This is a genomic window from Streptomyces sp. NPDC042002, assembly GCF_055588305.1.
On sequence record NZ_JBVJCT010000007.1, the window covers coordinates 175,635 to 200,812 of the forward strand.

The window sequence follows — 25,178 nt, forward strand, 5'->3', positions numbered from 1 at the left end:
TGCTCCACATCCTGCCCGGCGCGGTCACCCAAGGACGGTGGGCCGTACAACCATCCTTCGGCTTGACATGTCTGAGCTCGTGTCAAACGCCGACTCCGGTCGGCTTTCCGAACCTGTTCGCCGGGAAGACCGGTCTGCTCACCGTTCCCGGCGCTTCTCCCACGGAGAGTGCATGCGTATTCGCGTTCCTGCGGCCGTCGCTGTCGTCTGCGGCGCCGTAGCGCTGACCGGCGCCACGGTGCCGGCCGCTCAGGCGGCCGACACGGCGGGTGCCGCGCGCCCCTGGCAGCTCGGCGCTCACTCCGCCCCCGCTACGGGGAAGTCGGCCTTCACGGCGCCGGCACCGGCGACGGCGGCCTCCGCCAAGCCGTACGCGCTGGCGGTGACCTTCTCGAACGTCAAGGTCGCGAGTGGCAAGTCCGCCGTGTCCGTCGGCACGAGCGCCATCGTGCATGTGCCCTACACCTTCACGCTCACGGCGACCAACGTCAACGGTCTCAGCGACGACGACTTCTACGTCGGCCTGGACCTCTACCGGGGTTCCGCCACGTCCCCGGCGACCGACCTGTACGGCGACAGTCCGGCTTCGTGCAGCGTGACCTCCTCGATGTCCTCCTACGAGAAGGTCGTCACCGTCGAGACCTGCAAGGGGACCGTCGACATCTACCCCAAGTACGACCTTCACAACGCCGACGCCGGAACGAGCTGGCATTCGGTGGCCTGGGCCGTCGCCTACAACGGCCAGGACCCCAGCGATGTGTCGGACGTCAGCAAGATCGGCACCGCGGACCAGGCCGGGCTCCGGTCCCCGGCGATCCAACGCCTGTCCAAGCTCACGACGAACGCCGCGCCCGAGCCGGTCACGAAAGGCAAGACGCTCACGATCACCGGTGCTCTGACCCGCGCGAACTGGGACACCCACAAGTACGCGGGCTACACGGGCCAGAAGGTCAGGCTGCAGTTCCGCAAGAAGGGCTCCACCGCCTACACCACCCTCAAGACCGTCAGCTCCGACAGCCACGGCAACCTCAAGACGACCTACAAGGCGACGACCGACGGCTACTGGCGCTATTCCTTCGCGGGAACGTCCACCACGCCGGCCGTCTCGGCCGCGGGTGACTACGTCGACGTCAAGTGACCCCACCCTGACCCCCGTCGCCGTCACCGTTGCTGTCCCGCGCCCGTGGCAACCGTGCCCCCGCGCCGGGCCCCGCGCGGCGTAGGCGAGAGGCTCCGGAGAGATCCGGGGCCTCTCGCGTTTCCGGACCCGTTCCCCGTCGGCTGCGCACCGGCCTTTCGGGCTTTTCGGCTGGTCAGGGTGCTTGTCAGCGGTGGGTTCTATTGTTGGTGGAGTGCGGCGGGTGTGGGTGTGTTCTGGGTTGCGGTGGTCGGGGGACGGGCCCGTGCTGGTGTGGGGCGGGGGGCGCGGGAGCCCGCTGGCTCCGGGGCGGCGGGTCGCGTTCGGCGTGGTGGACGGGGGTGTGCGGACGTGCGTCGGGGCGCGGGGGAACGCGTGTCCCGTGCGGGCCGTCGTGTCGCCGCGCGGTACGGGCGCGCGGTGCGAGGAGTGCGCGCGGCTGGACCGGGCGCACTCCGTGGCCGCCGACACGCTGGCCGATGATCCCCGGCCGTACCGCGTCTATCTCGCGTGGTTCGGGCCCGGCATGGTGAAGGTGGGGATCACGCGCGTCGAGCGGGGTTCCGCGCGTCTCCTGGAACAGGGCGCCGTCACCTTCAGCTGGCTGGGGCAGGGGCCGTTGATGGCGGCACGCCGGGCCGAGGAGCTGTTGCGGGCCGCGCTCAAGGTGCCGGACCGGATTCCGTACGCCGACAAGAGGGCGGTGCGGGCGGCACTGCCGGGGCCCGAGGAGCGCGTCGCCGAGCTCCGGGAGCTGCACGCGCGCGTCGGGGATCTCGACGGCTGGCCGGAGTCCCTCCGGCGCGCGCCCTTCGAACCCGTCGACCACACGGACGTGTTCGGACTCGCCGGGCTCCCGCCCGCGCAGGGGGTCGTGCGCGAGCTGGTCGGGGGAGGCGCGATCAGGGGTGAACTGTGCGGTGCCGCGGGCCCCGATCTCCATCTCCTCACCGGGCGCGGAGTCTTCGTTCTCGACACCCGGCTGATGACGGGGTGGGACCTGACCGGCGTCGGGGACGTGGGTGGGGGCGACGGCGGTGACGGTGGCTCTGGAATCACCTTTCCCGTGCGGGAGTTGCGGGCGCCGGACGCCGGTGTTCAGGACGGGCTCTTCTGAGGGAGCGATCTGAGGGAGGGATCTGCGGGAAGGAAAGGAGGGTGAGACGTGGCTGAGTGGCATCGGCAGGGAGGGCAGCCGGGCGAGGGAGGGGTGGGCTGTCGGCCCCCATGGTCAAGACTTCGATCCCTTTCGGATCCCGTTCGGAAAGGTGCTGGACGACGGGGGACGCCCGGAAGGAGAGTGTCGGACATGAGCGATCACTCTCAAGCGCCTGTCGCGGCCCATGAGCCGCCGTACTACGTCGCCGTGTTCACCTCCGTACGGACGGAGGAGGACGCCGGGTACGGGGAGACCGCCGAGCGGATGGAGGAGCTGGTCGAACAGATCCCGGGCTATCTGGGGATGGATTACGCGCGGACACCGGGCGGACTGGCCATCACCGTCGGGTACTTCCGGGACGAGGACGCCATCAAGGAGTGGAGTGCGCATGCCGAGCACCGGGCGGCACAGCGGCGCGGTCGGGCCGAGTGGTACGAGCGGTACACCCTGCACATCGCCAAGGTCGAGCGGAGCCATGGGTTCGAACGTGCCCACGGCTGAGCGGGAGGGCGCGGCCGTCGCCGGGGAGATGTCTGACGGGGTGCGGAGTCGGACGCCCCAGGACCCACACGCTGAGGAGGCCGTGGAGGTGCGGGACGAAGCACGGGAAGTGCGGGGGTTCTGGGAGGGGCTCGGGCTGCCCGGACTCGTCGACGTCCACACGCACTTCATGCCCGAGCGGGTGCTGCGCAAGGTCTGGGACTACTTCGACGGGCTCGGTGAGCTCACCGGCGGCGTCGAGTGGCCGATCACCTATCGCGCGGACGAGGACGAACGGCTGGCGCTGATCAGGGAGTTCGGGGTGCGCGCCTTCACGGCGATGCTCTACCCGCACAAGGCCGGCATGGCCGAGTGGCTCAACTCCTGGGCCGTCGACTTCGCCCGCCGGACCCCGGACTGCCTGCACACCTCCACACTCTTCCCCGAGCCGGGCGTCGAGCGGTACGTGCGCGAGGCGGTGGAGGCGGGCACCCGTGTCTTCAAGGCGCACGTTCAGGTGGGGGCGTACGACCCGGGGGACGAACTCCTCGACCCGGCCTGGGGGTTGCTCGCCGAGGCCGGTGTTCCTGTCGTGATCCACTGCGGATCGGGGCCGTCGCCCGGCAAGTACACCGGGCCGGGACCGGTCGCGGCCGTCCTCGGCCGGCATCCCCGGCTGCGGTTCGTCTTCGCGCACATGGGGATGCCCGAGTACGAGGACTTCCTCGGCCTCGCCGAGCGGTACGACGAGGTGCGGCTCGACACGACCATGGCGTTCACGGACTTCAGCGAGCGGCTCGCGCCGTTTCCGCCCGAACTGCTGCCCCGGCTCGCGGACCTCGGGGACCGGGTGCTCCTCGGCACCGACTTCCCGAACATCCCGTATCCGTACGTCCACCAGCTCCGCGCGCTGGAACGGCTCGGGCTGGGAGACGATTGGCTGCGGGCGGTCTGTTACGAGAACGGCGCACGTCTCTTCGGCCGCCACTGACGCACGCGTGCGCCTAGGCCTAGGCGTAACGCCTACAGGCAGGGCGTGGGCGGGAGTTGAGGCCCGGCGGCCGTGGACCGCGGTCGCCGCCCGGGAACCGCGTGATCTTCCCAGGAGTTCCCTGAGAGGCGCCTGTGCGTTTCTCAGGGTATTCACAGGTTACCGAAAGGATGCTCTCAGCGGCGCCCACCAAGGTGTCCGCTATGACCACGACCTCGCCCCAGGGGCGCACCGAACTGCTGAGGCCGGACGGGAGCCCCGTCCGGGTGCTTGTGGTGGACGACGAGCTGTCGATCACCGAGCTGCTGTCCATGGCCCTTCGCTACGAGGGCTGGCAGATCCGCAGCGCGGGCGACGGGACGGGCGCGGTGCAGACCGCGCGCGAGTTCCGGCCCGACGCCGTCGTTCTCGACATGATGCTGCCGGACATGGACGGGCTGACGGTGCTCGGCCGGCTCCGCCGGGAGCTGCCCGATGTCCCGGTGCTGTTCCTGACGGCGAAGGACGCGGTCGAGGACCGGATCGCGGGGCTCACCGCCGGTGGCGACGACTACGTCACCAAGCCGTTCAGCCTGGAGGAGGTCGTGGCCCGGCTGCGCGGTCTCATCCGGCGCTCGGGCGCGGCCGACCGGCGCTCCGAGTCCGTGCTCGTCGTCGGCGACCTCGCCCTGGACGAGGACAGTCACGAGGTGTCGCGGGGCGGCGACAACATCCACCTCACCGCGACCGAGTTCGAGCTGCTGCGCTTCCTGATGCGCAATCCGCGCCGGGTGCTGAGCAAGGCACAGATACTCGACCGTGTGTGGTCGTACGACTTCGGTGGGCAGGCCAATGTGGTCGAGCTCTACATCTCGTATCTGCGGCGCAAGATCGACGCCGGCCGTGAGCCGATGATCCACACCCGGCGTGGGGCCGGATACCTGATCAAGCCCGCCGTGTCATGAGCGGACGACGACGGCCGCGAGCGCAGAAGAGGCGAGGACGACAGCCGCGCACCCTGCGGTCGCGGCTCGTCGTCTCGGCGGTCGCGCTCATCGCCGTGGTCTGCGCCGTGATCGGCACGGTGACGACCATCGCGCTGCGCCAGCATCTGTACACACAGTTGCGAACGCAGATCAGCGACGCCGGCCAGCGGCTCTCGGGTCCCCCCGGGAACCCGCGGGGCGCGAACCCGGGCGACGGAGGCCAGGATCCCGGCAACTCGAACGGCGGCGGCTCGGCCGACTCCGCCGACAGCTCCTCCGGCGACAACCGGCTCCACGCCTTTGTCACCATGGGCCCGACGCAGACGAAGACCATAGCGGCCGAGGTCGGCACCGACGGCGGAGTCGGCAAGGCGGTCGTCTCCGCCGACGGGGCCAGCGACAGCGACGCGTTCCCGCGAAATCGGGCCGTCCCGCTCACCACCGCGCAGAAAGCGGCGCTCGCCTCCGTCGCCAAGGACGGCAAGGCGCACACCGTGGACGTCCCCGGCCTGGGCCAGTACTACGTCATGTATATGACCGGCCCTCACGGCAGTTACTACATCGCCCTGCCCACCGAGTCCGTCGACAACACCATCAACAACTTCATCCTCATCGAGGCGAGCATCACCGGTGCCGGTCTCATCGCCGCCACCATCGCGGGCAGCGTGATCGTCAGCCTCGCCCTGCGCCCCCTGCGCAAGGTCGCGGCCACCGCCACCCGTGTCTCCGAACTCCCCCTGCACACCGGCGAGGTCACCCTCTACGAGCGTGTCCCGGAGGCCGAGTCCGATCCGCACACCGAGGTCGGGCAGGTCGGGGCGGCGCTGAACCGCATGCTCGACCACATCCACGGCGCGCTGCACGCGCGGCAGCAGAGCGAGATGCGCGTACGGCAGTTCGTCGCGGACGCCAGTCATGAGCTGCGGACACCGCTCGCGTCCATCCGCGGGTACGCCGAGCTGACCAGACGCGGCCGGGAGGAGACCGGGCCCGACACCCGGCACGCCCTCGGGCGGATCGAGTCCGAGGCCGGCCGGATGACGGGGCTGGTGGAGGATCTGCTGCTGCTCGCGCGGCTCGACGCGGGGCGGCCGTTGCAGTACGAGCAGACCGACCTCGTCCCCCTGGTGATCGACGCCGTGAGCGACGCGCGGGCCGCCGGGCGTGGTCACAACTGGCGGCTCGAACTGCCCGAGGAGCCCGCGCTGGTGTCGGCGGACGCCGCGCGCCTGCAACAGGTCATGGTCAACCTCTTCGCGAACGCCCGCACGCACACCCCACCGGGGACGACCGTCACCGCGCGGGTGCACCGGCACGGGCCGTGGCTGTGCGTGGACGTCCAGGACGACGGACCCGGTATCCCGGCCGATCTGCTGCCCCGCGTCTTCGAGCGGTTCGCGCGAGGCGACTCGTCGCGCTCGCGGTCCTCCGGATCGACCGGTCTCGGGCTCGCCATCGTGCAGGCCGTCGCGTCCGCGCACGGGGGCGCGGTGACCGTGGACAGCGCCCCCGGCAGGACCGTGTTCACCCTGCATCTGCCCGCGATCGTCCTCGAAACATCGTGGCAACCGCACTCACAGGCACAGCACAGCGCCACCACATGGGTGCAACAGGGCGCTTGACCAGAGTCGTTCCCATGCGAACCGACTCTTCTCCCGGCAACCTGCCGGCGCGGGAGCACCTCCCGGCCGGAGCCGCCGGTACGCCTGTCCTGGACGTAGTGATCCCCGTCTACAACGAGGAGAAGGACCTCCAGCCATGTGTGCTCAGACTGCACGAGCACCTCAAGCGCACCTTCCCGTACGCGTTCCGCATCACGGTGGCGGACAACGCGTCCACGGACACCACCCCGCTGGTGGCGGCGCGGCTGGCGGCACAGATCCCGGAGGTCACGTCCTTCCGGCTGGAGCAGAAAGGCCGCGGCCGGGCGCTGCGGACCGTGTGGTCGGCGTCCGACGCGCCGGTCCTCGCGTACATGGACGTGGACCTGTCCACCGATCTGAACGCGCTGCTCCCGCTGGTGGCCCCGCTGATCTCCGGCCACTCGGACCTCGCGATCGGCTCGCGGCTGTCCCGCTCCTCGCGGGTGGTGCGGGGCGCCAAGCGGGAGTTCATCAGCCGCACGTACAACCTGATCCTGCGCGGCTCGCTCCAGGCCCGCTTCTCGGACGCGCAGTGCGGCTTCAAGGCGATCCGGCGTGATGTCGCCCAGGTGCTGCTGCCGCTGATCGAGGACACCGGCTGGTTCTTCGACACCGAGATGCTGGTGCTGGCCGAGCGGGCCGGGCTGCGCATCCACGAGGTGCCGGTCGACTGGGTCGACGACCCGGACTCGACCGTCCACATCGTGAAGACCGCGACGGACGACCTCTTGGGGGTGTGGCGGGTGGGACGGGCTCTCGCCACCGGTTCGCTGTCGCTCGACCGGCTCGTCCGGCCCTTCGGGGACGACCCGCGCGACCGCGAACTGACCGACGTACCCAAGGGCCTGGCCCGCCAGCTCGTCGGCTTCTGCGTCGTGGGCGGCCTGTCCACACTCTTCTACCTGCTGCTCTACAGCGGCTTCCGCTCCTTCTCGGGGGCGCAGATCGCCAACGCGCTCGCGCTGCTCGTCTCCGCGGTCGCCAACACGGCGGCCAACCGGCGGCTCACCTTCGGCGTACGCGGCCGGGGCGGTGCCGTCCGGCACCAGGCGCAGGGCCTGGTCGTCTTCGGTATCGGGCTCGCCCTGACCAGCGGCTCGCTCGCCGCCCTGAACGCGGGGACGAGCGATCCCGCGCACTCCACCGAGCTGGCGGTGCTCATCGCCGCCAACCTCGCGGCGACCGTGCTGCGCTTCCTGCTCTTCCGCGCCTGGGTCTTCCCCGACCGGCAGGGCGAGGCACCGGCGCCGTCCGCGGTGGCGGCCACGCACCGGCAGGCCCAGCAGGCCCCGCCGGTCCACCCGACGGCCGTACGGCAGGGCGCGGACGCGTATCCGCCGCTGCCGCAGCGCCCGGCGACGCCCTCGGACCCGTACGACACCGCCCCGTACGACACGGCCCCGGTCCGCGCCGGTGAGGCCGCGGACCGCTCCTGGCGGGATTCGACCATGCAGTTGCAGGCGGTGCGCCCGCACGATCACGATCCGAGGAACGCGCGATGACGACGCAGCCCGACACGAGCACCGGTACCGACGCCAGCACCGGTAGCGCCGGTACGAGTACGAGCCGCGACCCCGGTCACGCCTGGGGGCCGTCCGCCTCGACGCCTCCCCCGGAGCAGGCCCCGCCCGCGGTCGCCGCCCCCGGGGCCGGTGAGCCCGAGCAGCCCTTCTTCCGGCGGGTCTGGAGAGGCCGGCCGGAGGACCCGAGCTGGGCGCGCCCCGCCTTCCTCGGGCTGCTGCTCGCCACCGCGGTGCTGTACCTGTACGACCTGAGCGCCTCCGGGTACGCCAACTCCTTCTACTCCGCGGCCGTCCAGGCGGGCAGCCAGAGCTGGAAGGCACTCTTCTTCGGCTCGCTCGACTCGGCCAACGCCATCACCGTCGACAAGCCCCCGGCCTCGCTGTGGCCGATGGCCCTGTCGGTACGGATCTTCGGTCTCAGCTCGTGGGCGATCCTCGTCCCCGAGGTGCTCATGGGCGTGGCCACGGTCGGTGTCCTCTACGCGGCCGTGCGCCGCCGGTTCAGCCCGGCGGCAGGTCTCATCGCGGGCGCGGTGCTCGCGCTCACTCCCGTCGCCGCGCTGATGTTCCGGTTCAACAACCCGGACGCGATGCTCGCTCTGCTGATGACCGTCACGGTCTACTGCGTGATCCGCGGTCTGGAGGACGGCCGGACGAAGTGGCTTCTCTGGGCGGGCGTCGCGGTCGGCCTCGCCTTCCTCGCCAAGACGCTGCAGGCCTTCCTGATCCTGCCGCCGCTGGCCGTGCTGTACGCGGTCTGCGCGCCGGTGACGGTACGGAAGCGGTTCGCGCAGCTGGGCCTCTCGGCGGCCGCGATGGTCGTCGCCGGCGGCTGGTGGGTCGCGATCGTCGAACTGTGGCCCGCGTCCTCCCGCCCGTACATCGGGGGATCGCAGAACAACTCCTTCCTGGAGCTGACCTTCGGCTACAACGGCCTCGGCCGTATCAACGGCGACGAGACCGGCAGTGTCGGCGGCGGTGGTGGCGGCGGTGGCACCGGGATGTGGGGCGAGACCGGCTGGAACCGGATGTTCAACTCCGAGATCGGCAGCCAGATCTCGTGGCTGCTCCCGGCGGCCCTGATCCTGCTGGTGGCCGGCATCGTCCTCACCTGGAAGGCGAAGCGGACCGACCTGGCCCGTGGTTCCTTCCTCGCCTGGGGCGGCGCGCTGCTGATGACCGCGCTCGTCTTCAGCTACATGGCCGGCATCTTCCACCAGTACTACACGGTGGCCCTGGCCCCCTACGTCGCCGCCGTCGTCGGCATGGGCGCGACGGTGCTGTGGGAGGAGCGGGGCAAGCTGTGGGCGTCGCTCACCCTCGCCGGTTCGGTCACCGCGACCGCTGTCTGGGGGTACGTCCTCCTCAACCGCACCTCCGACTACCTTCCGTGGCTCAAGTGGCTGGTCCTCGTCGGGGGCCTGGCCGGCGCGCTCGGTCTGATCTTCTCGGCCAGGCTGGGCAGGCAACTCGCCCTCGCAGCAGTCGGGTTGAGCTTCGTGGCCGCGGTCGCGGGACCGACGGCGTACACACTCTCCACGGTGAACACCGGGCACACCGGTTCCATCGTGACGGCCGGTCCGGCCGGGGCGAGCATGATGGGCGGCCGGGGCGGCGGTCCCGGCGGCGGTGGCATGCGGGGCGGCTTCCCCGGTGGCGGCCAGAACCAGCGGAACGGCAACGGCGCCGCGCGGAACGGTCAGCAGGGCGGCGGCATGGGCCAGCCCCCGACGGGCGGCACCGGCGGCTTCCCCGGCCAGAACCAGCAGGGCAACGGCACCACCCAGGGGCAGAACCAGCAGGGCGGTATGCCCGGCGGCGGAACGGGTGAGGGCGGCATGGGTGGCATGGGCGGTGGCGGCGGTGCCGGCGGACTGCTGAACGGCGCGACCGTCAGCTCCGCGGCCAGGACGCTGCTGTCGAAGAACGCGGGGCACTACACCTGGGCGGCAGCCGCGGTCGGTTCACAGAACTCCGCGAGCTACCAACTGGCCACCGGCAAGCCGGTCATGGCGATCGGCGGCTTCAACGGCACAGACCCGTCCCCGACCCTGGCCCAGTTCAAGAAGTACGTGACGGACGGAAAGATCCACTACTTCATCTCGGGCGGCGGCATGGGTGGCGGCATGGGCGGTGGCGGAAGCTCCGGCACCACCTCCAGCTCCTCGCGCATCAGCTCGTGGGTCACGGCCAACTTCAAGAAGGTGACGGTGGGTTCGGCCACCTTCTACGACCTGACGCAGCCGACGAGCGGGAGCTGAGCGGCAGCTGAGCGACAACTGAGCGGTGGGGGGGGGGGGGGGGGGGGGGGGGGGGGGGGGGGGGGGGGGGGGGGGGGGGGGGGGGGGGGCGGGGGCGGGGGGGGGGGGGGGATGAGGTAACAGCGACGTGGGGGGTGTGGTCGCCCGGGGGGGGCTTGCCCCCCCCCCCCCCCCCCCCCCCCCTCCCCCCCCCCTCTCCCCCCCCCCCCCCCACCGCCGTTTGCGGCGCCGCTCGGCGGCGTTGCCGCCGCGGGCGGAAGGGGCAGACTCCGCGGTGGCGGTGTCCGTGGGAGGGCAACCGGGATCCGGCGCGTGGTTCTCCCGGGAGGGCCCGCTTGGCATCATCGAGGACGGTGGACCGGGGAGTTCCGGCCCGCTCCGTGGTTCGAGTTCCGAGGAAGGTGCGCCATGGTGAGGGCAGCCGACAAGGCGAAGCGACCGGCGCGGACCAGTGTCTGGCTGGAGGGCAGGGCACCCCGTGGCGGGGCCGCCCGGGGCGGTGGCCAGCCGTCCGGGCTCGACCGGGGGCGGATCACCGGGGCCACGGTGCGGTTGCTGGACGCGGAGGGTCTGGCGAAGTTCTCCATGCGGCGGCTGGCGGCGGAGCTGAACGTCACGGCGATGTCCGTGTACTGGTACGTCGACACCAAGGACGATCTGCTGGAGCTCGCGCTCGACGCCGTGTTCGGTGAACTGGAGCTGCCGGACGCCCGGTCGGAGGAGGGCTGGCGGGATCAGCTGCGGGCACTGGCCGTCGGGTACCGGGCGCTGCTGGTGCGCCATCCGTGGGTGTCCACGCTGATCGGGAACTTCCTGAACATCGGGCCGTGTTCCATGGCGTTCTCCCTGCGCGTGCGGGAGGTGATCCGGGACACCGGGATGCCGGCGCACGGGCGGATGGGGGCGATGTCGGCGGTGTTCCAGTTCGTGTACGGGTTCGGGACGATCGAGGGCCACTTCGTGCAGCGGTGCGCGTCGGCGGGGATGTCGCAGGACGAGTACTTCCGGCAGGCCATGAGCACCATCAGCGAACAGCCGCGGTTCGCGGCGCACTTCGAGAGCGCGGCGGATCTCATGGAGGCGCGGGGCGGCGACACCGTGTCGGAGATGCGGGAGCGGGACTTCGGATTCGCGCTGGAGCTGTTGATCGCGGGGATCGAGGCGATGGTGGCACGGGGCTGAGCCCCGTGCCGCAGGAGATTTCGGCCCCCGCTAGTCCTGGGGGGCCAGGTGGGCCGGGAAGCCGCCGGTCGCCACCGGGCCCCAGCGGGTGGGAGTGATCCGGATGATCGACTTGGCCTGCTTGCGCATCGCTTCGCGGTACTCGTCCCAGTCGGGATGCTCACCGGCGATGTTCCGGTAGTACTCGACGAGGGGCTCGACGGAGTCGGGGGAGTCGAGGACCTCGGCGGTGCCGTCGATCTGGACCCAGGGCCCGTTCCACTCGTCGCTGAGGACGATCAGGCCGACCCGTTCGTCCCGCTTGGCGTTGCGGGTCTTGGCGCGCTCGGGGTACGTCGAGACGACGATGCGGCCCGAGTCGTCGACACCACAGGTCAACGGGGAGCCCTGGGGGCCGCCGTCGGCACGGCGGGTGAGCAGGACGGCCCGGTGGCGGGGGCGTACGAAGTCCAGCAACTCGTCGAGGGAGACAGAGGTGTTCGTCGCGATGTTGGGTGCCATGCGATCAGCCTAGGCCGCGTGCCCCCCGGTCGCCCGCGGGCTGGGCCGGTGGGCGGCACCGGACCCCATCGGAGCGGCTAAAGTGCTCTTCGTCCTGTGCTCGCAGTCGGGAATGTGCTGCGGAGCTCTCCTGCGCATGGCCTTTTGGCCGTGCATGCCGAAGAGGTTCGTGGTGGCTGCGTCCGAGTTTTCCGAATTGCCCCGTTTCGCTACGGGTTTTGAGCTGGCCGAAGGCCTCACGACCGCCGCTCAGCAGTTGCACGAGACATCCAGTCCCCGTGCCACCCTGCGTACCGCCGTCCGGCTGGCCGTGCACGTCCTGCCGGGCGCCGAGCACGCCGGGATCTCCGTCATCGAGCACAAGGCCCACCGGCAGACCCTGGCCTGGACGCACGAGGTCGTCCGCACGGCCGACGCCCTGAACGTGGGCCGCGAGCATCACCCGTACTGGAGCCGGCTGTGGACCGCGCCGGTGGCCCGGATCGAGGACAGCGCCGCGGCGGACGGGGACGGGGATCTCGCGCTGTCGGACCTCGGACTGCGGTCGGTGCTGTCGCTGCGGCTGCGGGCCGACCGGCGCCGGCTGACCGTCCTGACGGCCTACGCGCGGGCGCCCCGCGCCTTCGACGAGTCGGCCACCCGGATAGGCCGGCTGTTCACCGCGCACGTCGGCATCGCGCTGGACTCGGCGACCCTGCGCGAACAGCTCACCGAGGCGATGCGCACCCGGGATCTGATCGGGCAGGCCACGGGCATCCTCATGGAGCGGCTCGGCATCGACGCGTCCGAAGCCTTCGACAGCCTCGTACGGACCTCGCAGCGGGAGAACGTCAAGCTCCGTGACCTGGCCCGACGGATCGTCGGTGCCGGTGAGGGCGAGGGCCGGGGTGAGGGCGGGTGAGCCGCGCTCAGGCGGCGGGCAGCGACTCCCCCCGCACCGCCTGGACGTCCAGTTCCACCTTCAGGGTCGTACCGATCGCGGAGATGCCCGCCTGGACGATCTGGTTGTAGTGCAGGGCGAAGTCCTCGCGGTGGAGTTCGGCGGTCGCGCGGAACGCGGCGCGGGTGCCGCCCCAGGGGTCGGCGCCGGTGCCGAGGTAGGCGAGGTCGAGGTCGACGGGACGTACGACGCCGTGCAGGGTGAGCTCGCCGCGCACGGTCCAGCGGTCGGAGCCGGCCGGTGTCAGGTCCGTCGAGCGGTAGGTGATCAGCGGGTACTTCTCGACGTCCAGGAAGTCCGGTGACCGCAGGTGTCCGTCGCGCGTGCCGTTGCCGGTGTCGATGGAGGCGGCCGTGATCGTCGCCTCCACCCGGGACTTGGCCACCTCGTCAGGGGCGATCTCGACGCGGCCCGCGAAGTCGGTGAAGCGGCCGTGCACGCTGGAGATGCCCAGGTGCTGGGCGACCACGCCGATCGAGGAGTGCGCCGGGTCGATGGTCCACACCCCGGGCGGGGGCAGCTCGGTGCCGCCCCGGCGGGCCAGCGTCACCTGGCCGACCTCGGCACGGCCGGCCGCCGTGACGATCGCGCCGGCCGCGGCGGGCGCGTACCCGAGCGCGGTCACGATCACCGTGTAGGCGCCCGGCGCGAGGCCCGTGGTGTCGTGCACGGCTCCGTCGGTGTCCGCCTCGGCCCGCAGCACCTGCGCGCCGGTCGAGTCGGTCACCGTGACGACCGCGTGCGACACGGCCCAGCCGTCCCGCGTACGGATCTTCGCGGTCAGTCCCATGGCAGTAACTCCTTGCGATGCGGCAATGAAATGCGATGCGGCAAATGAAAACCGGCCCGTGGGGGGCGCGCCTCCGCTCAGAGCGCGCGCACCCCACGGGCCGGGGCTCGGACTACTCGCCGGGGTGGGCGAGTTCGATCTGGTGGTCGTCCACGCCACGGCCGCCGACGGTCAGCGCGGTCGCCACCGGCGGGTAGCCCGCCGCGATGACGGTGTACTCGCCGCCGTCCAGGTCGGTGAAGGCGTACGCGCCGTCGCTGCCGGTCCTGGCCGTGCCGACCACGTTGCCTGCCGCGTCCACCAGCGTCACGCGGGCGTCCGACAACGGGCCGTGCGGCGCCCGTACGACACCCTGGAGCTGGGCACCCGCTTCGAGGTCGACCTCGATCCGGGTGACCCCGGTGCCGCCGACCTCGACGGGCAGGGCCCGCGGCCGGTGGCCCGCGGCGTTGACCGCGACCGTCACGACGCCGGGCACCAGCTCGGCGAAGGCGAACTCGCCCTGCTCACCGGTGGTTCCGGAGGCCAGCACATCACCACGGACATCGGTCACGACGACCATCGCGTCCTTGACCGGGGTGGCGGCCTCGGCGCCCCGGACGACACCGCTCAGCCCGCTGGTGCCGCTCAGCAGGATGTCGTACGCGAGCGGCTCGTCGTTCACGACGATCGTCGAGGCCTGCGGCTGGAAGCCGTCGGCGGAGGCGATCAGGACGTACGAGCCCACACCGGGCGCGTCCACCGCGTAGGAGCCGTCGGCCTGCGCGACCGAGCGGCCGAGCTGCCGTCCCGCCGGCGAGATCAGCGTGACCGCGGCCTGCGGCACGGGCGCGCTCTCGGCGCCGCGGACCTGACCGTGCACCCTGATCCCGCCGGACGCGGGCTGCGGGGCGCTCTCCCGCGTCGCGGTGGCGACGGCGGCGAGCCGCTGCGTGCCCTCGGGGCCCGCCTCTGTCGTGGTCGCGGCGAGGGCAGGGGCGAGAGCGGCGGTGGCCGCGGCCTCGACCGCTTCGGCGACCGGAGCCTCGGTCTCGGCCGCTTCGGCGACAAAAGGCTCGGCCGCCGGGGTTCCGGCCTGCTCCGCGGCGGCCTGCGCCAGCGCGCCGGACGTCCGCAGCGGGACCTCCTTGATGAACAGCACGATGAGGAAGGAGATCAGCGCCAGGCCGGAGGCGATCAGGAAGACGTCCGCGATGCCGTGGCCGTACGCGCTCTCCATCACGGTGCGCAGCGGGGCGGGCAGCTTGTCCATGTCCGGGATGCTGGAGCTGGAATCCGAACCGGACCCCAGGGCCGCGTACTTGGGTCCGAGGCCGGTCAGCCCGTCCATCACGTAGTGGGTGATCCGGTTGGCCATGACCGCGCCGAGCGCGGAGACACCGATCGCACCGCCCAGGGAACGGAAGAACGTCACGGTGGAGCTCGCCGCGCCCAGGTCCGACGGCGCCACCTGGTTCTGTGTGGAGAGCACCAGGTTCTGCATCGTCATGCCGATGCCGAGGCCCAGCAGCGCCATGAAGATCGCGACGTGCCAGTAGGCCGTGTCGTAGCGGATCGTGCCGAGGAGGCCGAGGCCGGCGGTGACCAGGAAGCCGCCGCTGACCAGCCAGTACTTCCACCGTCCGGTCTTGGTGATGACCTGGCCGGAGACCGTGGAGGAGATGAACAGGCCACCGATCATCGGGATCGTCATGACACCCGACATCGTCGGGGACTTGTCCCGTGCCAGCTGGAAGTACTGGCTGAAGAAGACGGTGCCGGTGAACATCGCGACACCCACGAAGAGCGACGCGAGGGAGGAGAGGGTGATCGTCCGGTTGCGGAACAGCCGCAGCGGGATGATCGGCTCGCTCGCCCTGGACTCCACGAGCACGAACAGCAGGCCGAGGACGATCGCGCCCGCGACCATCGTGTACGTCTGCCACGAGACCCAGTCGTACTTGTCACCGGCGAAGGTGACCCACACGAGCAGCAGGGAGACCGCGGCGGAGATGAAGAACGCGCCCGCCCAGTCGACCTTGACGTCCCGCTTCACGACGGGCAGGTGCAGGGTCTTCTGCAGCACGATCAGCGCGATGATCGCGAAGGGCACCCCGACGTAGAAGCACCAGCGCCAGCCGAGCCAGCTGGTGTCGGTGATGACACCGCCGAGCAGCGGGCCGCCGACGGTCGCGACGGCGAACGTCGCGCCCAGGTAGCCGGAGTAGCGCCCGCGCTCACGCGGGGAGATCATCGCGGCCATCACGATCTGGGCGAGGGCGGACAGACCGCCGACGCCGACACCCTGGACCACCCGGCACGCGATGAGCATGCCGGGGTTCTGGGACAGACCGGCGGCGGCCGATCCCAGCACGTAGACGATGAGCGCTATCTGTACGAGCGCCTTCTTGCTGTACAGGTCGGAGAGCTTGCCCCACAGGGGTGTGGTCGCGGTCATCGCCAGCAGTGAGGCCGTGACGACCCAGGTGTAGGCGGACTGGCCGCCGCCCAGGTCGCCGATGATCTCGGGGAGCGCGTTGGTGACGATCGTCGACGACAGGATCGCGACGAACATGCCGAGCAGCAGCCCGGAGAGCGCCTCCATGATCTGGCGGTGCGTCATCGGAGCGCCGTCGGCGCCACCGTGCTTGGCGTGAGAGCCCCGCACACCGGCTGGTGTGGTCGTTGCCATGGGCTTCCTTTTCTTACGTACTTACGCGGGTGTACGGGTGGTCAGTTCTGATACGTCTGTCTGGTTCCGTCGCGTACGGGGGAGGGCGCGAGGGCGTCCGCTGCGGGGAGCGGCAGTCGCCGAAGCTCTCGCGCAGCCGGCCCATCAGCTCGATGAGCAGTCCGACCTCGTGGTCGGACCAGTGGCTGAGCCGGTCGGCGAGCAGCCGCGACGTACGCAGGGAGAGCTCGTCGAGCTGCTCCTGGCCGGCGTCGGTGAGGCGCAGGATGCGTGAGCGCTTGTCGGCCGGGTCGGGGGACCGTTCGATCCAGCCCCGGTCGGCGACGTGAGCGACGTGGCGGCTGGTCACCGACATGTCCACGGAGAGCAGCTCCGCGAGCCTGCTCATCCGCATCTCGCCGTACCGGCCGAGCAGCGTGAGCACGGCGGCGGAGCCTCCGGGGCAGTCGGGCGGCAGGATCCGCCCCATGTCCCGCTTCACGGCACCGATGGCGCTGAGCTGACGAGCCAGTTCCTCGTACTGCGCCTGCTCGGCCATCACACCCCCCGTATTCGTTGCTTAGGGCAACCATAAAAGCAGTTGGTTGCCGCAGGCAAACGAGTTGGTGGCTTCAGGGCTAAAAATTCGGTAAAGGCAAGGCTTGGTGAGCGTAAACTCGCAGGTGGAGATGGGTTCGGGGAGGGCCGGGCTGAAGGGTGCGGGACAAGTGGCGCCGAGCTGGACGGCGGCGGGCGACGGGTGCGGGACGAAGGGCGACGGCTCGTCTTCGGCGTCAAGACGTGTCGCGAGGGCCGTGCGCAGGCCCGTCGTGGGCGGTGTGCGGACTCGTCACGATCGGTGTACGGGCGTCGTGACCGGTGTGCGGATGCGTCACGAGTAGGTGTGAAGGGGAACCCGGCACTTGGGCAGCTCCCGCGTATTCGCTAGGGTCCGGCCTATGGCAAACACCCAGGGCCCCGAGGGCAACTACGACCCCGCGGGCAGCACCCAAATGTTCCGTGCGTTCGTCGACGAGGCCCCCCAGGGCCGGCAGCAGCAGGCGCCCGCTCCCGCAGGTCCCCGCGTGGGCCTGATCGTCGGCGTCGTTCTCGCCGTCGTGGTCGTCGCCGCGGTGGCCTGGCTCGCCCTCATGTGACCGGGCTGGACGTGTGACCGAGTTGGACGAGTGACCGGGCGCGACGCGTGACGGTACGGGACGCATGCCCGAGCCGGACGCGTGAACGGGCGGGACGCGTGACCGAGCTGGGTCACGGAATCCGGCAGGGGCACGAAACCCGGCAGGGCCGCGCCACCGCTTCCAGCTTCCGCTACTTCCACTGGACGGACACGTCCCGGGTCTCGATGTGCATGCCCAGCGGCACCCGCCACGCGTCGACGCACACCGTCCAGGTCCTGCTCTTCTTCGCGCCGGCGGCGATCGGCGCGGGAAGGGCCTCGGCCGACCGGATCGTCGCCCAGTCGATCCCGAGCGACCCGATGATGTGTGTCCCGAACGTCACCGTGCCCGAACGCACCGCCGTACCACCGGTGTTGCTGAAGGAGACGGTCACGTTCTCGCACCAGCGCCGATCGGCGGCCGCACGCGAGGTGTCGCTGACGCGCAGCGCGGCCGGCCCGGCGCTCGATGTCGACCCGGGCGCGGGCGGCGCGGAGGAATGCCCCGAACTGCCGCCCGTACGACCGGAGTCGCCACCGGAGCTGCTTCCGGCGGACGAACCGGACGTCGAACCGGCGGTCGAAGAGGACCCGCCGCTGTCGCCGGCCCCCGTGCCTCCCGGACCGTCCGCCCCGGCCCCGGGACCACCCTCACCGGCACCCGACCCTCCCGAACCGGCGGTCCGGGCCGCCGAGCCCTCCGGACCACCTGCGCCGTCGGCCGAGGACCCGCCCGGTCCGGCGGTCGACGCCGTCTTCCCGGAGTCGGAACTCCCGTTGCTCCCGGCGGCGTTGGAGCCGTTCGCGGCCGTACCGTCCAGCGGCGCCAGGGACACCTCGCCCGAAGGCGCCACCGCCGCCCCGGACGCCCGTGGGGAGCCGCCAGCGGCCCCGACGGCGACATAGCCGCCGCCGCTCCCGCCGCTCCCGCACGCGGCCAGCGCTCCGCCCAGACACAGCACAGCCGCCGAGGCACCCACCAGGGCACCTCGGCGACCACGTATCGACTCGTGACGCATCGCGCCAGTTTGGCTGACGATCCGTCAATTATGAACCCCGCGTGGGGCGGTCAGTCGGAGATGAGGCCTTCCCGCAGCTGGGCCAGCGTGCGGGTGAGGAGACGGGAGACGTGCATCTGCGAGATGCCGACCTCCTCGCCGATCTGCGACTGGGTCATGTTCGCGAAGAAGCGGAGCATGATGATCCGGCGCTCGCGGGGCGGCAGCTTGGCGAGCAGCGGCTTGAGCGACTCGCGGTACTCCACGCCCTCCAGCGCGGTGTCCTCGTAGCCGAGGCGGTCCGCGAGGGAGCCCTCGCCGCCGTCGTCCTCGGGAGCGGGCGAGTCCAGCGACGACGCCGTGTACGCGTTGCCGACGGCGAGGCCGTCGACCACGTCCTCCTCGGACACCCCGAGAACGGCGGCGAGTTCGGCGACCGTCGGAGAACGATCGAGCTTCTGCGAGAGCTCGTCGCTGGCCTTGGTGAGGGCGAGCCGCAGCTCCTGGAGGCGGCGCGGAACGCGGACCGACCAGGAGGTGTCGCGGAAGAACCGCTTGATCTCACCGACGACCGTCGGCATCGCGAAGGTCGGGAACTCGACGCCGCGTTCGCAGTCGAAGCGGTCGATCGCCTTGATCAGGCCGATGGTGCCGACCTGGACGATGTCCTCCATCGGCTCGTTGCGGGAGCGGAAGCGGGCCGCCGCGTACCGGACGAGCGGGAGGTTGAGCTCGATGAGGGTGTCCCGGACGTAGCCGCGCTCCGGGCTGTTCTCGGCGAGTGCGGCGAGCCGCAGGAAGAGGGAGCGGGACAGGGTCCGGGTGTCGATGGCGCCCGAGGACTCGGGGACCAGAACGGCTACCGGGGCCTCGGCGGCAGGGACATCGTGAAGCGCGGCGTGCGCCTCGGGCGCTGCGTCGCTCTTGGTGAGCGTGAGCACCTTCGAGCTGCCCTGATCTGCGGACATGCCACCCCCTTTGGGTCGCGGACGGTCGCGGCAGTCGCTCCCGTCGGAGGAACGCAGCCTCCACCTGAATACCGGAGGCGAGGCCGCGGCAAACGCGCTTCCGGAAGAATGTCACATGTCGGCAACACGCTGTAGAGACTTGTCGACATGTAGAGGGTGGATCAGCCCTGGAAGAAGGGGGTCTGACGGTATTTCAGCGCTGAACTGGCAGAAAAAGCTCTCTTGAGCGATTCGCTCTTTTCGGTTACGCCTCGATCCTGTTTGCGGATCGAAGACGCGCGAAGCTACGGGCGAGGAGCCTTGACACATGCATCTGGGAAACCCCCAGTTCGGCGCTGATCTGAGACTGGGTCAGGTTGCTGTAGTAGCGGAGCAGCAGGATCCGCTGCTCGCGTTCGGGCAGTTGTACGAGCAAATGCCGTACGAGGTCGCGGTGTTCGACTCCGTCGAGCGCGGGGTCCTCGTAGCCGAGCCGGTCGAGCAGTCCCGGCAGCCCGTCGCCCTCCTGGGCCGCTTCGAGGGAGGTCGCGTGGTACGACCGGCCCGCCTCGATGCAGGAGAGCACCTCCTCCTCGCCGATGCGCAGCCGTTCGGCGATCTCCGCGGTGGTGGGCGAGCGCCCGAAGGCGGTCGTCAGGTCCTCGGTGGCGCTGTTCACCTGCACCCACAGCTCGTGCAGCCGGCGCGGTACGTGGACGGTGCGAACGTTGTCACGGAAGTACCGCTTGATCTCGCCGACGACCGTCGGCATCGCGAAGGTCGGGAACTGCACGCCACGGTCCGGGTCGAAGCGGTCGATGGCGTTGATCAGGCCGATGGTGCCGACCTGGACCACGTCCTCCATCGGCTCGTTGCGGGAGCGGAACCGGGCCGCCGCGTAGCGGACGAGCGGCAGATTCGCCTCGATGAGGGCGCCGCGGACCCGGTTGTGCTCGGGGGTGCCCGGCTCCAGCACCTTGAGTTCGCCGAAGAGCACCTGCGTGAGGGCCCGGGTGTCGGCACCGCGACGCCGCTCCTGGGTGACCTCCTGGATCGGTGCGGGACCGGTCGCGGGGTCCGGTGCCGGGCCCGGTGCGGGAGTGGCTGTGGGGCCGGACGCGGAGCCGGATGTGGGACCAGGGGCGAGAGGGGCTGTGGAGTCGGACGTGGGGCCAGGGGCGGGAGGGGCCGTGGAGCGGGCTGTGGGGCCGGCTGCGGGGCTCAGGGCGCTCGGTGCGGCGCTCGGTGCCGTGGTCTGCGCCGGGGGCGAGAGGGAGGGCGGGGCGGGCGTGAGGGCCGACGCCTGGGCCTTGGCCGGGGCTTCCTCCTGGGGCGGCGCAGTACTGGCCGACACGGTCAACGCCACCTCTTCATTCGTCAACGATCCGTCAACGTATCCGTCAACTCGTCCGTCAAAAGCGGTCATAGCATCACAAGACATGTGCACTGTGTGCAAGCACCGCATAACGCCGTGTTGGAGGTGAGTTGGAGGCGAGTTGGGGCGTAAGACGCCAAAAACCCCTGACCGGTTGCGGTCAAGGGCTCGGAAAAAGAGTGCGATCGAAAACGGTCAGAACGGGTAGTCGGCGATCACCCAAGTGGCGAACTCCCGCCAGAGCGCGACACCGGCCACGTGCGCCGGGTGCTCCAGGTAACGCTTGAGGGCGTCACCGTCGTCGACGGCGGCGTTGATCGCGAAGTCGTACGCGATGGGCCGGTCGCTGATGTTCCACTCGCACTCCCAGACCCGCAGCTCGGGGATCAGACCACCGAGCGCGCGGAAGGCGGCGACGCCCTCGACGACGCGGGGCTCGTCGCGCAGGACACCGTCGTTGAGCTTGAAGAGGACCAGATGGCGGATCACGGGCACTCCCTGGTGGTTGTGAGGTGGTTCTTCGCCCGGTCGCGTCCGGGTCCGGCCGCGCCGCGCCGCGCTCCGTCGTGCCCGCTCGGTGCCGGGCGCGCGGAATCCCCGAGGCGCGCGATCACTGAGGCGCGGGCGTCGCCGGCTGGCGTCAGTTCTTCGCTCCGTCGGCGATCCAGGTCATGAAGTCGCCGATCGCCCCAGCGGCGTTCGATATGCCCTCGAACGCTATCTGGACGTAGTCGGCGGCCTTGGCCGGATCCGTGATGATCACGTAGAGCGCGAAGACCACGAGCACATAGATGGCGATCTTCTTCGAATTCACCGCCATGGCGGCCTCCCCTGTGACTGCTGCGCCCGTGGGCCCCCTGCTGCCGGCGGTGAGTGTAACCTTCACGCCGCTTCTAAGGACCAACGGCCCGCTGGTCGAGGTCTTTCGCGGGGCCCGATCGGCGCTCCCGCGGTCCACGATGGAAGGGAGCCCCGGCGGGAACCGACAGGAGTCCACGGGGCCCGGAGGGACCCCACTGCGGGGTCCTCGCTGCCCGACTTCCCCCGAGACGGCGGCGCGGACTCGCGGGTCCTTTCCGTGGGGGAAGCGGTGCCCCCGATGCGCCGCTTCCCCCTCCTCTGTGGGAGCGGAGAACCCTTTCGGGTGCGGAGGAGCCCCGGCGGCCGAGCGGCGCCGGGGCCCCTCCGCGTCCGGGTCCGTACGGACCCCCGCCCCGGAACGCCTGCCTCTCGAAGACCTGCCCCGGAACGCACGCCTCTGGGACACACGCTCCCGGAACGCACGAAGGGCCCCGTCTCTCGACGAGGCCCTTCAGAAGCGGTAGCGGAGGGATTTGAACCCTCGGTGACTTGCGCCACACTCGCTTTCGAGGCGAGCTCCTTCGGCCGCTCGGACACGCTACCGAGGGAGACCCTACCCCAAGGTGGGCCGTGGTCTGAAATCCGTTTCGGCGGCCCCGGACCGCCCGCGGAGGACGCGGGCCGACGGCCGCCCGGTGCCCGCCCGGGCATGCCGGGGCGGAGGGCGGATGCCCGTCCTGGGCCCGCTCGGTGCGTGGTGGTGGCCGGTCAGCGGTCGCGGAAGAAGTCGGTGAGCAGCGCGGCGCATTCCTCGGCGAGGACACCCTCGATCACCTCGGGCCGGTGGTTGAGGCGCCGGTCGCGGACGACGTCCCAGACGGAGCCGGTCGCGCCCGCCTTCTCGTCACGGGCGCCGTACACCACCCGCTCGACACGGGACTGGACGAGCGCGCCCGCGCACATCGTGCAGGGCTCCAGGGTGACGACGAGCGTGCACCCGGACAGCCGCCACTCACCGAGCCTGGCGGCGGCCCTGCGCAGCGCGAGGACCTCGGCGTGCGCCGTCGGGTCGCCGGTGGCCTCGCGTTCGTTGTGTCCGGCCGCGAGCACGGTCGTACCGTCCGGGGACAGCACGACGGCACCCACGGGAACGTCCCCGCCCCGGACGGCCAGCCGTGCCTCGTCCAGCGCGAGCCGCATCGGGGCCCGCCACCGATCACGTACGGGATCGGGCGGGCGGGGTACCTGGTGGGGGGTGCTCACCCGGGGAACCTAGCGGAATCCCGGCGGGTGCGACGGCGGGGGCGTGCGGGCGCCGCTCCCCGCCGCCCCACCGTCCCGGTGAGGGCGAGTGGCAAACGGCGGGCGAAGACCCGGCCCGCTGGACGGGGCCGGCTCATCGGTATGGAGGTTGGCTCGCGGACAAGGAGGGCTCGCAGACCAGAAGGGCTGGGCCCGCCGTCTCCGACCACCGTTTCCGGCGGCCTAGCGGACGGTCTCCAGGACCTCTGCCGCTCCCAGCGCTTCGGCGATCGTGCTGAGCGCGTCGCCTTCGTCCAGGGCCAGCAGTTCCCTCTCCGTCACTCCGAGGTCCGCGAGGATGTAGCGGTCCCCGACGGGGCTGTGCGACACGGCATCGCCGGACACGCTCCCCTGTTCCTCCTCGTCGTCCTCGGAGTCCCTGGGTTCACCGTCCTCCGTGCCGTCCAGATCGAGGGAGTCCAGGTCGGCGTCGTCGTCGCCCGGATCCCGTCCTAGTAGTTCGTCCGTGAGCAGGATCTCGCCGTACGAGCTACGGGCAGCCGCGGCGGCGTCCGAGACGTAGATACGAGGATCCTCCTCGCCGTCCACGCGGACGACGCCGAACCACGCGTCCTCCTGCTCGATGAGTACGAGCACCGTGTCCTCGTCCGAGACTTCACGGGCCAGGTCGGTCAGATCCGACAGGGTTTCCACATCGTCGAGCTCTGTATCGCTCGCTTCCCACCCGTCTTCGGTGCGCGCGAGCAGTGCGGCGAAGTACACCGTGACTCTCCCACTGGTCATAGGCGTGCCGGTTGGGGTTCCCCCCGGCGGAGGCTATGGGCGAGGAATGCTGCTCCGAGCCCCGCCCACTCGGAATCGTGGCAGAAACAGAGCGTTCAGGGGATGTCTTCGGCCTGCTGTGTCTGCCTCTTTTGATCGCTAACAGCGGATCGTACGCGGCTGCCCGCGCCGCGTAGGCACCTCTCAGCCCGACACGTCCACCACACGGTCCCCCGTGACACGGGCGTGGCCCGGTTCCACAGCGGCCGGGCGACCGCTTTCTCCCCCGGCGCGCCACCGGCCGCCGCGCGGGCGCGTCACCCCTTCACGGCGGCCACGCCACCGACGGCGACGCGGGCGCGCCGACGACGTTCCCGCGGGCGTGGCGGCGGGGCTGATGACCGCGGTGGGCGCGGGCCGCCGGCGGACAGGGAACCCGGTCCGGTGTCCCCCGGTGCCCCTGCCGGGCGTGGGCCGACGGATCACGGGGGCGCAGGTCTGCGACCGTGGTGTGCGGGTCCGCGGCCGGGGCTGGTGGCGACTACCAGCGGAACGTTCGCATGCGCATCGCGTGGCGCAGGCGGGCGGTCTTGGCGCGGCGCGGCTGGACCCGGTCGCGCAGCTCGCGCGCCTCGGTCAGGTCGCGCAGGAACTGGGCCCGTCGCCTCCTGCGCTCGGCGTCGCTCTCCAGCCGCTCGGAGGTCTCCTCTTCCGGGTTCCGCATGGCACACCACCCCAGGTCCGTCCCTCCCACCTTCCCTCTGATGACCGGTTTGATGCCAGCGGACGGGTGATCCCGGGCGGCGGTCCTTGCCGGGCGGGTCAGTGGCGGGGGACGGGAGCCCCGCTACTGTTGTGGACATGCGTCTTCACGTCGTCGACCACCCCCTGGTCGCCCATAAGCTCACCACCCTGCGCGACCGGCGCACCGACTCCGCGACCTTCCGGCGGCTGGCCGACGAACTGGTCACCCTGCTCGCCTACGAGGCCACCCGCGACGTGCGCACGGAGCAGGTCGACATCGTGACCCCGGTCTCCCCGACCACGGGCGTCAAGCTCTCCTACCCGCGCCCGCTCGTCGTGCCGATCCTGCGCGCGGGCCTCGGCATGCTCGACGGAATGGTCCGGCTGCTGCCGACCGCCGAGGTGGGCTTCCTGGGCATGGTGCGCGACGAGGAGACGCTCCAGGCCTCCACGTACGCCACCCGCATGCCTGACGACCTCTCCGGCCGTCAGGTGTACGTCCTGGACCCGATGCTGGCCACCGGCGGCACGCTCGTCGCCGCGATCCAGGAGCTGATCAAGCGCGGCGCCGACGACGTCACCGCCGTGGTCCTCCTCGCCGCCCCGGAGGGTGTCGAGCTCATGGAGCGCGACCTGGCGGGCACGCCGGTCACCGTCGTCACGGCCTCGGTCGACGAGCGCCTGAACGAGCACGGCTACATCGTGCCGGGTCTCGGCGACGCCGGGGACCGGATGTACGGGGCCGCCGAGTAACTCCGCACGCCGGGTAACTCCGCGGAGACGCGAAGCGACCCCGGAGCCGGCGGGCTCTCGTCCGCGAGCGACTCCGGGGTCGGCAGCGCCACTTTCGAGCCCGGCTTCAGAGCCGGCGGCTCTCCTCCGGGAGCG

24 protein-coding genes and 1 tRNA gene are annotated in these 25,178 nt (G+C 71.1%); 13 read left to right on the forward strand and 12 right to left on the reverse strand.

Going from position 1 to position 25,178, the window contains the following annotated elements; translation table 11 throughout:
• Window positions 1-172 precede the first annotated feature (172 nt).
• From ACZ6KY_RS13910 to ACZ6KY_RS13950, 9 genes are all read left to right on the forward strand, one after another.
• Window positions 173-1,138 carry a hypothetical protein gene (locus ACZ6KY_RS13910; RefSeq protein WP_469310516.1) on the forward strand — a complete coding sequence of 322 codons (966 nt, stop codon included), beginning with the start codon at window positions 173-175 and terminating at the stop codon, window positions 1,136-1,138.
• A 214-nt stretch (window positions 1,139-1,352) separates the two neighbouring features.
• Window positions 1,353-2,255 carry a DUF2797 domain-containing protein gene (locus ACZ6KY_RS13915; protein ID WP_469310637.1) on the forward strand — a complete coding sequence of 301 codons (903 nt, stop codon included), beginning with the start codon at window positions 1,353-1,355 and terminating at the stop codon, window positions 2,253-2,255.
• A gap of 192 nt (window positions 2,256-2,447) precedes the next feature.
• Window positions 2,448-2,798, forward strand: a complete 351-nt coding sequence (locus ACZ6KY_RS13920; protein WP_469310517.1) for an antibiotic biosynthesis monooxygenase family protein — start codon at window positions 2,448-2,450, stop codon at window positions 2,796-2,798.
• 28 nt (window positions 2,799-2,826) lie between these two features.
• Window positions 2,827-3,768, forward strand: a complete 942-nt coding sequence (locus ACZ6KY_RS13925; protein WP_469310638.1) for an amidohydrolase family protein — start codon at window positions 2,827-2,829, stop codon at window positions 3,766-3,768.
• A 203-nt stretch (window positions 3,769-3,971) separates the two neighbouring features.
• Entirely contained in the window at window positions 3,972-4,712 is a 741-nt protein-coding gene (locus tag ACZ6KY_RS13930; protein ID WP_328554635.1) for a response regulator transcription factor, read from the forward strand.
• Window positions 4,709-6,355 carry a sensor histidine kinase gene (locus ACZ6KY_RS13935; protein WP_469310518.1) on the forward strand — a complete coding sequence of 549 codons (1,647 nt, stop codon included), beginning with the start codon at window positions 4,709-4,711 and terminating at the stop codon, window positions 6,353-6,355. The genes ACZ6KY_RS13930 and ACZ6KY_RS13935 overlap by 4 nt, the downstream gene beginning before the upstream one ends.
• A 14-nt stretch (window positions 6,356-6,369) precedes the next feature.
• Window positions 6,370-7,878, forward strand: coding sequence for a bifunctional glycosyltransferase family 2/GtrA family protein (locus tag ACZ6KY_RS13940; RefSeq protein WP_469310519.1), 1,509 nt, complete (start codon window positions 6,370-6,372; stop codon window positions 7,876-7,878).
• A complete protein-coding gene (locus ACZ6KY_RS13945) occupies window positions 7,875-10,160 on the forward strand; it encodes a glycosyltransferase family 39 protein (RefSeq protein WP_469310520.1) in 2,286 nt (761 codons plus the stop codon). Before ACZ6KY_RS13940 ends, ACZ6KY_RS13945 begins: the two co-directional genes overlap by 4 nt.
• Before the next feature lie 408 nt (window positions 10,161-10,568).
• Window positions 10,569-11,342: a TetR/AcrR family transcriptional regulator gene (locus ACZ6KY_RS13950; RefSeq protein ID WP_469310521.1), complete on the forward strand. Its 774-nt coding sequence runs from the start codon at window positions 10,569-10,571 to the stop codon at window positions 11,340-11,342.
• Between the two features lie 30 nt (window positions 11,343-11,372).
• On the opposite strand, the gene ACZ6KY_RS13955 is transcribed toward ACZ6KY_RS13950, so the two are convergent.
• Window positions 11,373-11,843: a PPOX class F420-dependent oxidoreductase gene (locus tag ACZ6KY_RS13955; protein WP_469310522.1), complete on the reverse strand. Its 471-nt coding sequence runs from the start codon at window positions 11,841-11,843 to the stop codon at window positions 11,373-11,375.
• Window positions 11,844-11,997: 154 nt separating this feature from the next.
• Here ACZ6KY_RS13955 and ACZ6KY_RS13960 point away from each other — a divergent pair, with 154 nt between their 5' ends.
• Window positions 11,998-12,744, forward strand: a complete 747-nt coding sequence (locus ACZ6KY_RS13960; protein ID WP_469310639.1) for an ANTAR domain-containing protein — start codon at window positions 11,998-12,000, stop codon at window positions 12,742-12,744.
• Between the two features lie 7 nt (window positions 12,745-12,751).
• On the opposite strand, the gene ACZ6KY_RS13965 is transcribed toward ACZ6KY_RS13960, so the two are convergent.
• The 3 genes from ACZ6KY_RS13965 to ACZ6KY_RS13975 form a co-directional block, all read right to left on the reverse strand.
• Window positions 12,752-13,573, reverse strand: a complete 822-nt coding sequence (locus ACZ6KY_RS13965; RefSeq protein ID WP_469310523.1) for a YceI family protein — start codon at window positions 13,571-13,573, stop codon at window positions 12,752-12,754.
• A gap of 112 nt (window positions 13,574-13,685) precedes the next feature.
• Window positions 13,686-16,175, reverse strand: coding sequence for an MFS transporter (locus ACZ6KY_RS13970; protein WP_469310640.1), 2,490 nt, complete (start codon window positions 16,173-16,175; stop codon window positions 13,686-13,688).
• An 82-nt stretch (window positions 16,176-16,257) separates the two neighbouring features.
• Window positions 16,258-16,782: a MarR family winged helix-turn-helix transcriptional regulator gene (locus ACZ6KY_RS13975; protein ID WP_469310524.1), complete on the reverse strand. Its 525-nt coding sequence runs from the start codon at window positions 16,780-16,782 to the stop codon at window positions 16,258-16,260.
• A gap of 400 nt (window positions 16,783-17,182) precedes the next feature.
• Between ACZ6KY_RS13975 and ACZ6KY_RS13980 the strand changes: the two genes are divergently transcribed.
• Together ACZ6KY_RS13980 and ACZ6KY_RS13985 are read left to right on the forward strand one after the other, a co-directional pair.
• On the forward strand, window positions 17,183-17,380 hold the full coding sequence (locus tag ACZ6KY_RS13980) for a hypothetical protein (protein WP_469310525.1): 198 nt from the start codon (window positions 17,183-17,185) through the stop codon (window positions 17,378-17,380).
• 98 nt (window positions 17,381-17,478) lie between these two features.
• The gene (locus ACZ6KY_RS13985) at window positions 17,479-18,306 is read left to right on the forward strand and encodes a hypothetical protein (protein ID WP_469310526.1); all 828 of its coding nucleotides are present in this window, start codon (window positions 17,479-17,481) and stop codon (window positions 18,304-18,306) included.
• 163 nt (window positions 18,307-18,469) lie between these two features.
• Here ACZ6KY_RS13985 and ACZ6KY_RS13990 read toward each other — a convergent pair whose 3' ends face one another.
• The 8 genes from ACZ6KY_RS13990 to ACZ6KY_RS14025 form a co-directional block, all read right to left on the reverse strand.
• The gene (locus tag ACZ6KY_RS13990) at window positions 18,470-19,366 is read right to left on the reverse strand and encodes an RNA polymerase sigma factor SigF (RefSeq protein ID WP_469310527.1); all 897 of its coding nucleotides are present in this window, start codon (window positions 19,364-19,366) and stop codon (window positions 18,470-18,472) included.
• A gap of 244 nt (window positions 19,367-19,610) precedes the next feature.
• On the reverse strand, window positions 19,611-20,699 hold the full coding sequence (locus tag ACZ6KY_RS13995; RefSeq protein ID WP_469310528.1) for an RNA polymerase sigma factor SigF: 1,089 nt from the start codon (window positions 20,697-20,699) through the stop codon (window positions 19,611-19,613).
• A gap of 216 nt (window positions 20,700-20,915) precedes the next feature.
• Window positions 20,916-21,209 (reverse strand): Dabb family protein, encoded by a 294-nt coding sequence (locus tag ACZ6KY_RS14000; protein WP_469310529.1) that lies wholly within the window; start codon window positions 21,207-21,209, stop codon window positions 20,916-20,918.
• Window positions 21,210-21,360: 151 nt separating this feature from the next.
• Entirely contained in the window at window positions 21,361-21,540 is a 180-nt protein-coding gene (locus tag ACZ6KY_RS14005) for a hypothetical protein (RefSeq protein ID WP_037615173.1), read from the reverse strand.
• Window positions 21,541-22,039: 499 nt separating this feature from the next.
• Window positions 22,040-22,124: transfer RNA gene (locus tag ACZ6KY_RS14010), tRNA-Ser, on the reverse strand.
• A 165-nt stretch (window positions 22,125-22,289) separates the two neighbouring features.
• Window positions 22,290-22,721, reverse strand: coding sequence for a tRNA adenosine(34) deaminase TadA (tadA, locus tag ACZ6KY_RS14015; RefSeq protein WP_401329587.1), 432 nt, complete (start codon window positions 22,719-22,721; stop codon window positions 22,290-22,292).
• A gap of 285 nt (window positions 22,722-23,006) precedes the next feature.
• Window positions 23,007-23,546, reverse strand: coding sequence for a tRNA adenosine deaminase-associated protein (locus tag ACZ6KY_RS14020; protein ID WP_469310641.1), 540 nt, complete (start codon window positions 23,544-23,546; stop codon window positions 23,007-23,009).
• 541 nt (window positions 23,547-24,087) lie between these two features.
• Window positions 24,088-24,270 carry a hypothetical protein gene (locus ACZ6KY_RS14025; protein ID WP_351551613.1) on the reverse strand — a complete coding sequence of 61 codons (183 nt, stop codon included), beginning with the start codon at window positions 24,268-24,270 and terminating at the stop codon, window positions 24,088-24,090.
• A 137-nt stretch (window positions 24,271-24,407) separates the two neighbouring features.
• On the opposite strand from ACZ6KY_RS14025, the gene upp reads away from it, so the two are divergent.
• Window positions 24,408-25,043 (forward strand): uracil phosphoribosyltransferase, encoded by a 636-nt coding sequence (upp, locus tag ACZ6KY_RS14030; RefSeq protein WP_261703858.1) that lies wholly within the window; start codon window positions 24,408-24,410, stop codon window positions 25,041-25,043.
• Window positions 25,044-25,178 lie beyond the last annotated feature (135 nt).

Bases quoted from the DNA above. Each gene is read 5' to 3' on its own strand.
- ACZ6KY_RS13950 (WP_469310521.1), top strand. From the start codon at position 10,569: ATGGTGAGGGCAGCCGACAAGGCGAAGCGACCGGCGCGGACCAGTGTC.
- ACZ6KY_RS13935 (WP_469310518.1), top strand. From the start codon at position 4,709: ATGAGCGGACGACGACGGCCGCGAGCGCAGAAGAGGCGAGGACGACAG.
- ACZ6KY_RS13940 (WP_469310519.1), top strand. From the start codon at position 6,370: ATGCGAACCGACTCTTCTCCCGGCAACCTGCCGGCGCGGGAGCACCTC.
- ACZ6KY_RS14005 (WP_037615173.1), bottom strand. From the start codon at position 21,540: ATGGCGGTGAATTCGAAGAAGATCGCCATCTATGTGCTCGTGGTCTTC.
- ACZ6KY_RS14025 (WP_351551613.1), bottom strand. From the start codon at position 24,270: ATGCGGAACCCGGAAGAGGAGACCTCCGAGCGGCTGGAGAGCGACGCC.
- ACZ6KY_RS13910 (WP_469310516.1), top strand. From the start codon at position 173: ATGCGTATTCGCGTTCCTGCGGCCGTCGCTGTCGTCTGCGGCGCCGTA.
- ACZ6KY_RS13970 (WP_469310640.1), bottom strand. From the start codon at position 16,175: ATGACGCACCGCCAGATCATGGAGGCGCTCTCCGGGCTGCTGCTCGGC.
- tadA (WP_401329587.1), bottom strand. From the start codon at position 22,721: ATGCGGCTCGCGCTGGACGAGGCACGGCTGGCCGTCCGGGGCGGGGAC.
- ACZ6KY_RS13920 (WP_469310517.1), top strand. From the start codon at position 2,448: ATGAGCGATCACTCTCAAGCGCCTGTCGCGGCCCATGAGCCGCCGTAC.
- ACZ6KY_RS13930 (WP_328554635.1), top strand. From the start codon at position 3,972: ATGACCACGACCTCGCCCCAGGGGCGCACCGAACTGCTGAGGCCGGAC.
- ACZ6KY_RS13975 (WP_469310524.1), bottom strand. From the start codon at position 16,782: ATGGCCGAGCAGGCGCAGTACGAGGAACTGGCTCGTCAGCTCAGCGCC.
- ACZ6KY_RS13960 (WP_469310639.1), top strand. From the start codon at position 11,998: ATGCCGAAGAGGTTCGTGGTGGCTGCGTCCGAGTTTTCCGAATTGCCC.
- ACZ6KY_RS13945 (WP_469310520.1), top strand. From the start codon at position 7,875: ATGACGACGCAGCCCGACACGAGCACCGGTACCGACGCCAGCACCGGT.
- ACZ6KY_RS13925 (WP_469310638.1), top strand. From the start codon at position 2,827: ATGTCTGACGGGGTGCGGAGTCGGACGCCCCAGGACCCACACGCTGAG.
- ACZ6KY_RS13980 (WP_469310525.1), top strand. From the start codon at position 17,183: ATGGCAAACACCCAGGGCCCCGAGGGCAACTACGACCCCGCGGGCAGC.
- ACZ6KY_RS13990 (WP_469310527.1), bottom strand. From the start codon at position 19,366: ATGTCCGCAGATCAGGGCAGCTCGAAGGTGCTCACGCTCACCAAGAGC.
- ACZ6KY_RS13955 (WP_469310522.1), bottom strand. From the start codon at position 11,843: ATGGCACCCAACATCGCGACGAACACCTCTGTCTCCCTCGACGAGTTG.
- upp (WP_261703858.1), top strand. From the start codon at position 24,408: ATGCGTCTTCACGTCGTCGACCACCCCCTGGTCGCCCATAAGCTCACC.
- ACZ6KY_RS13965 (WP_469310523.1), bottom strand. From the start codon at position 13,573: ATGGGACTGACCGCGAAGATCCGTACGCGGGACGGCTGGGCCGTGTCG.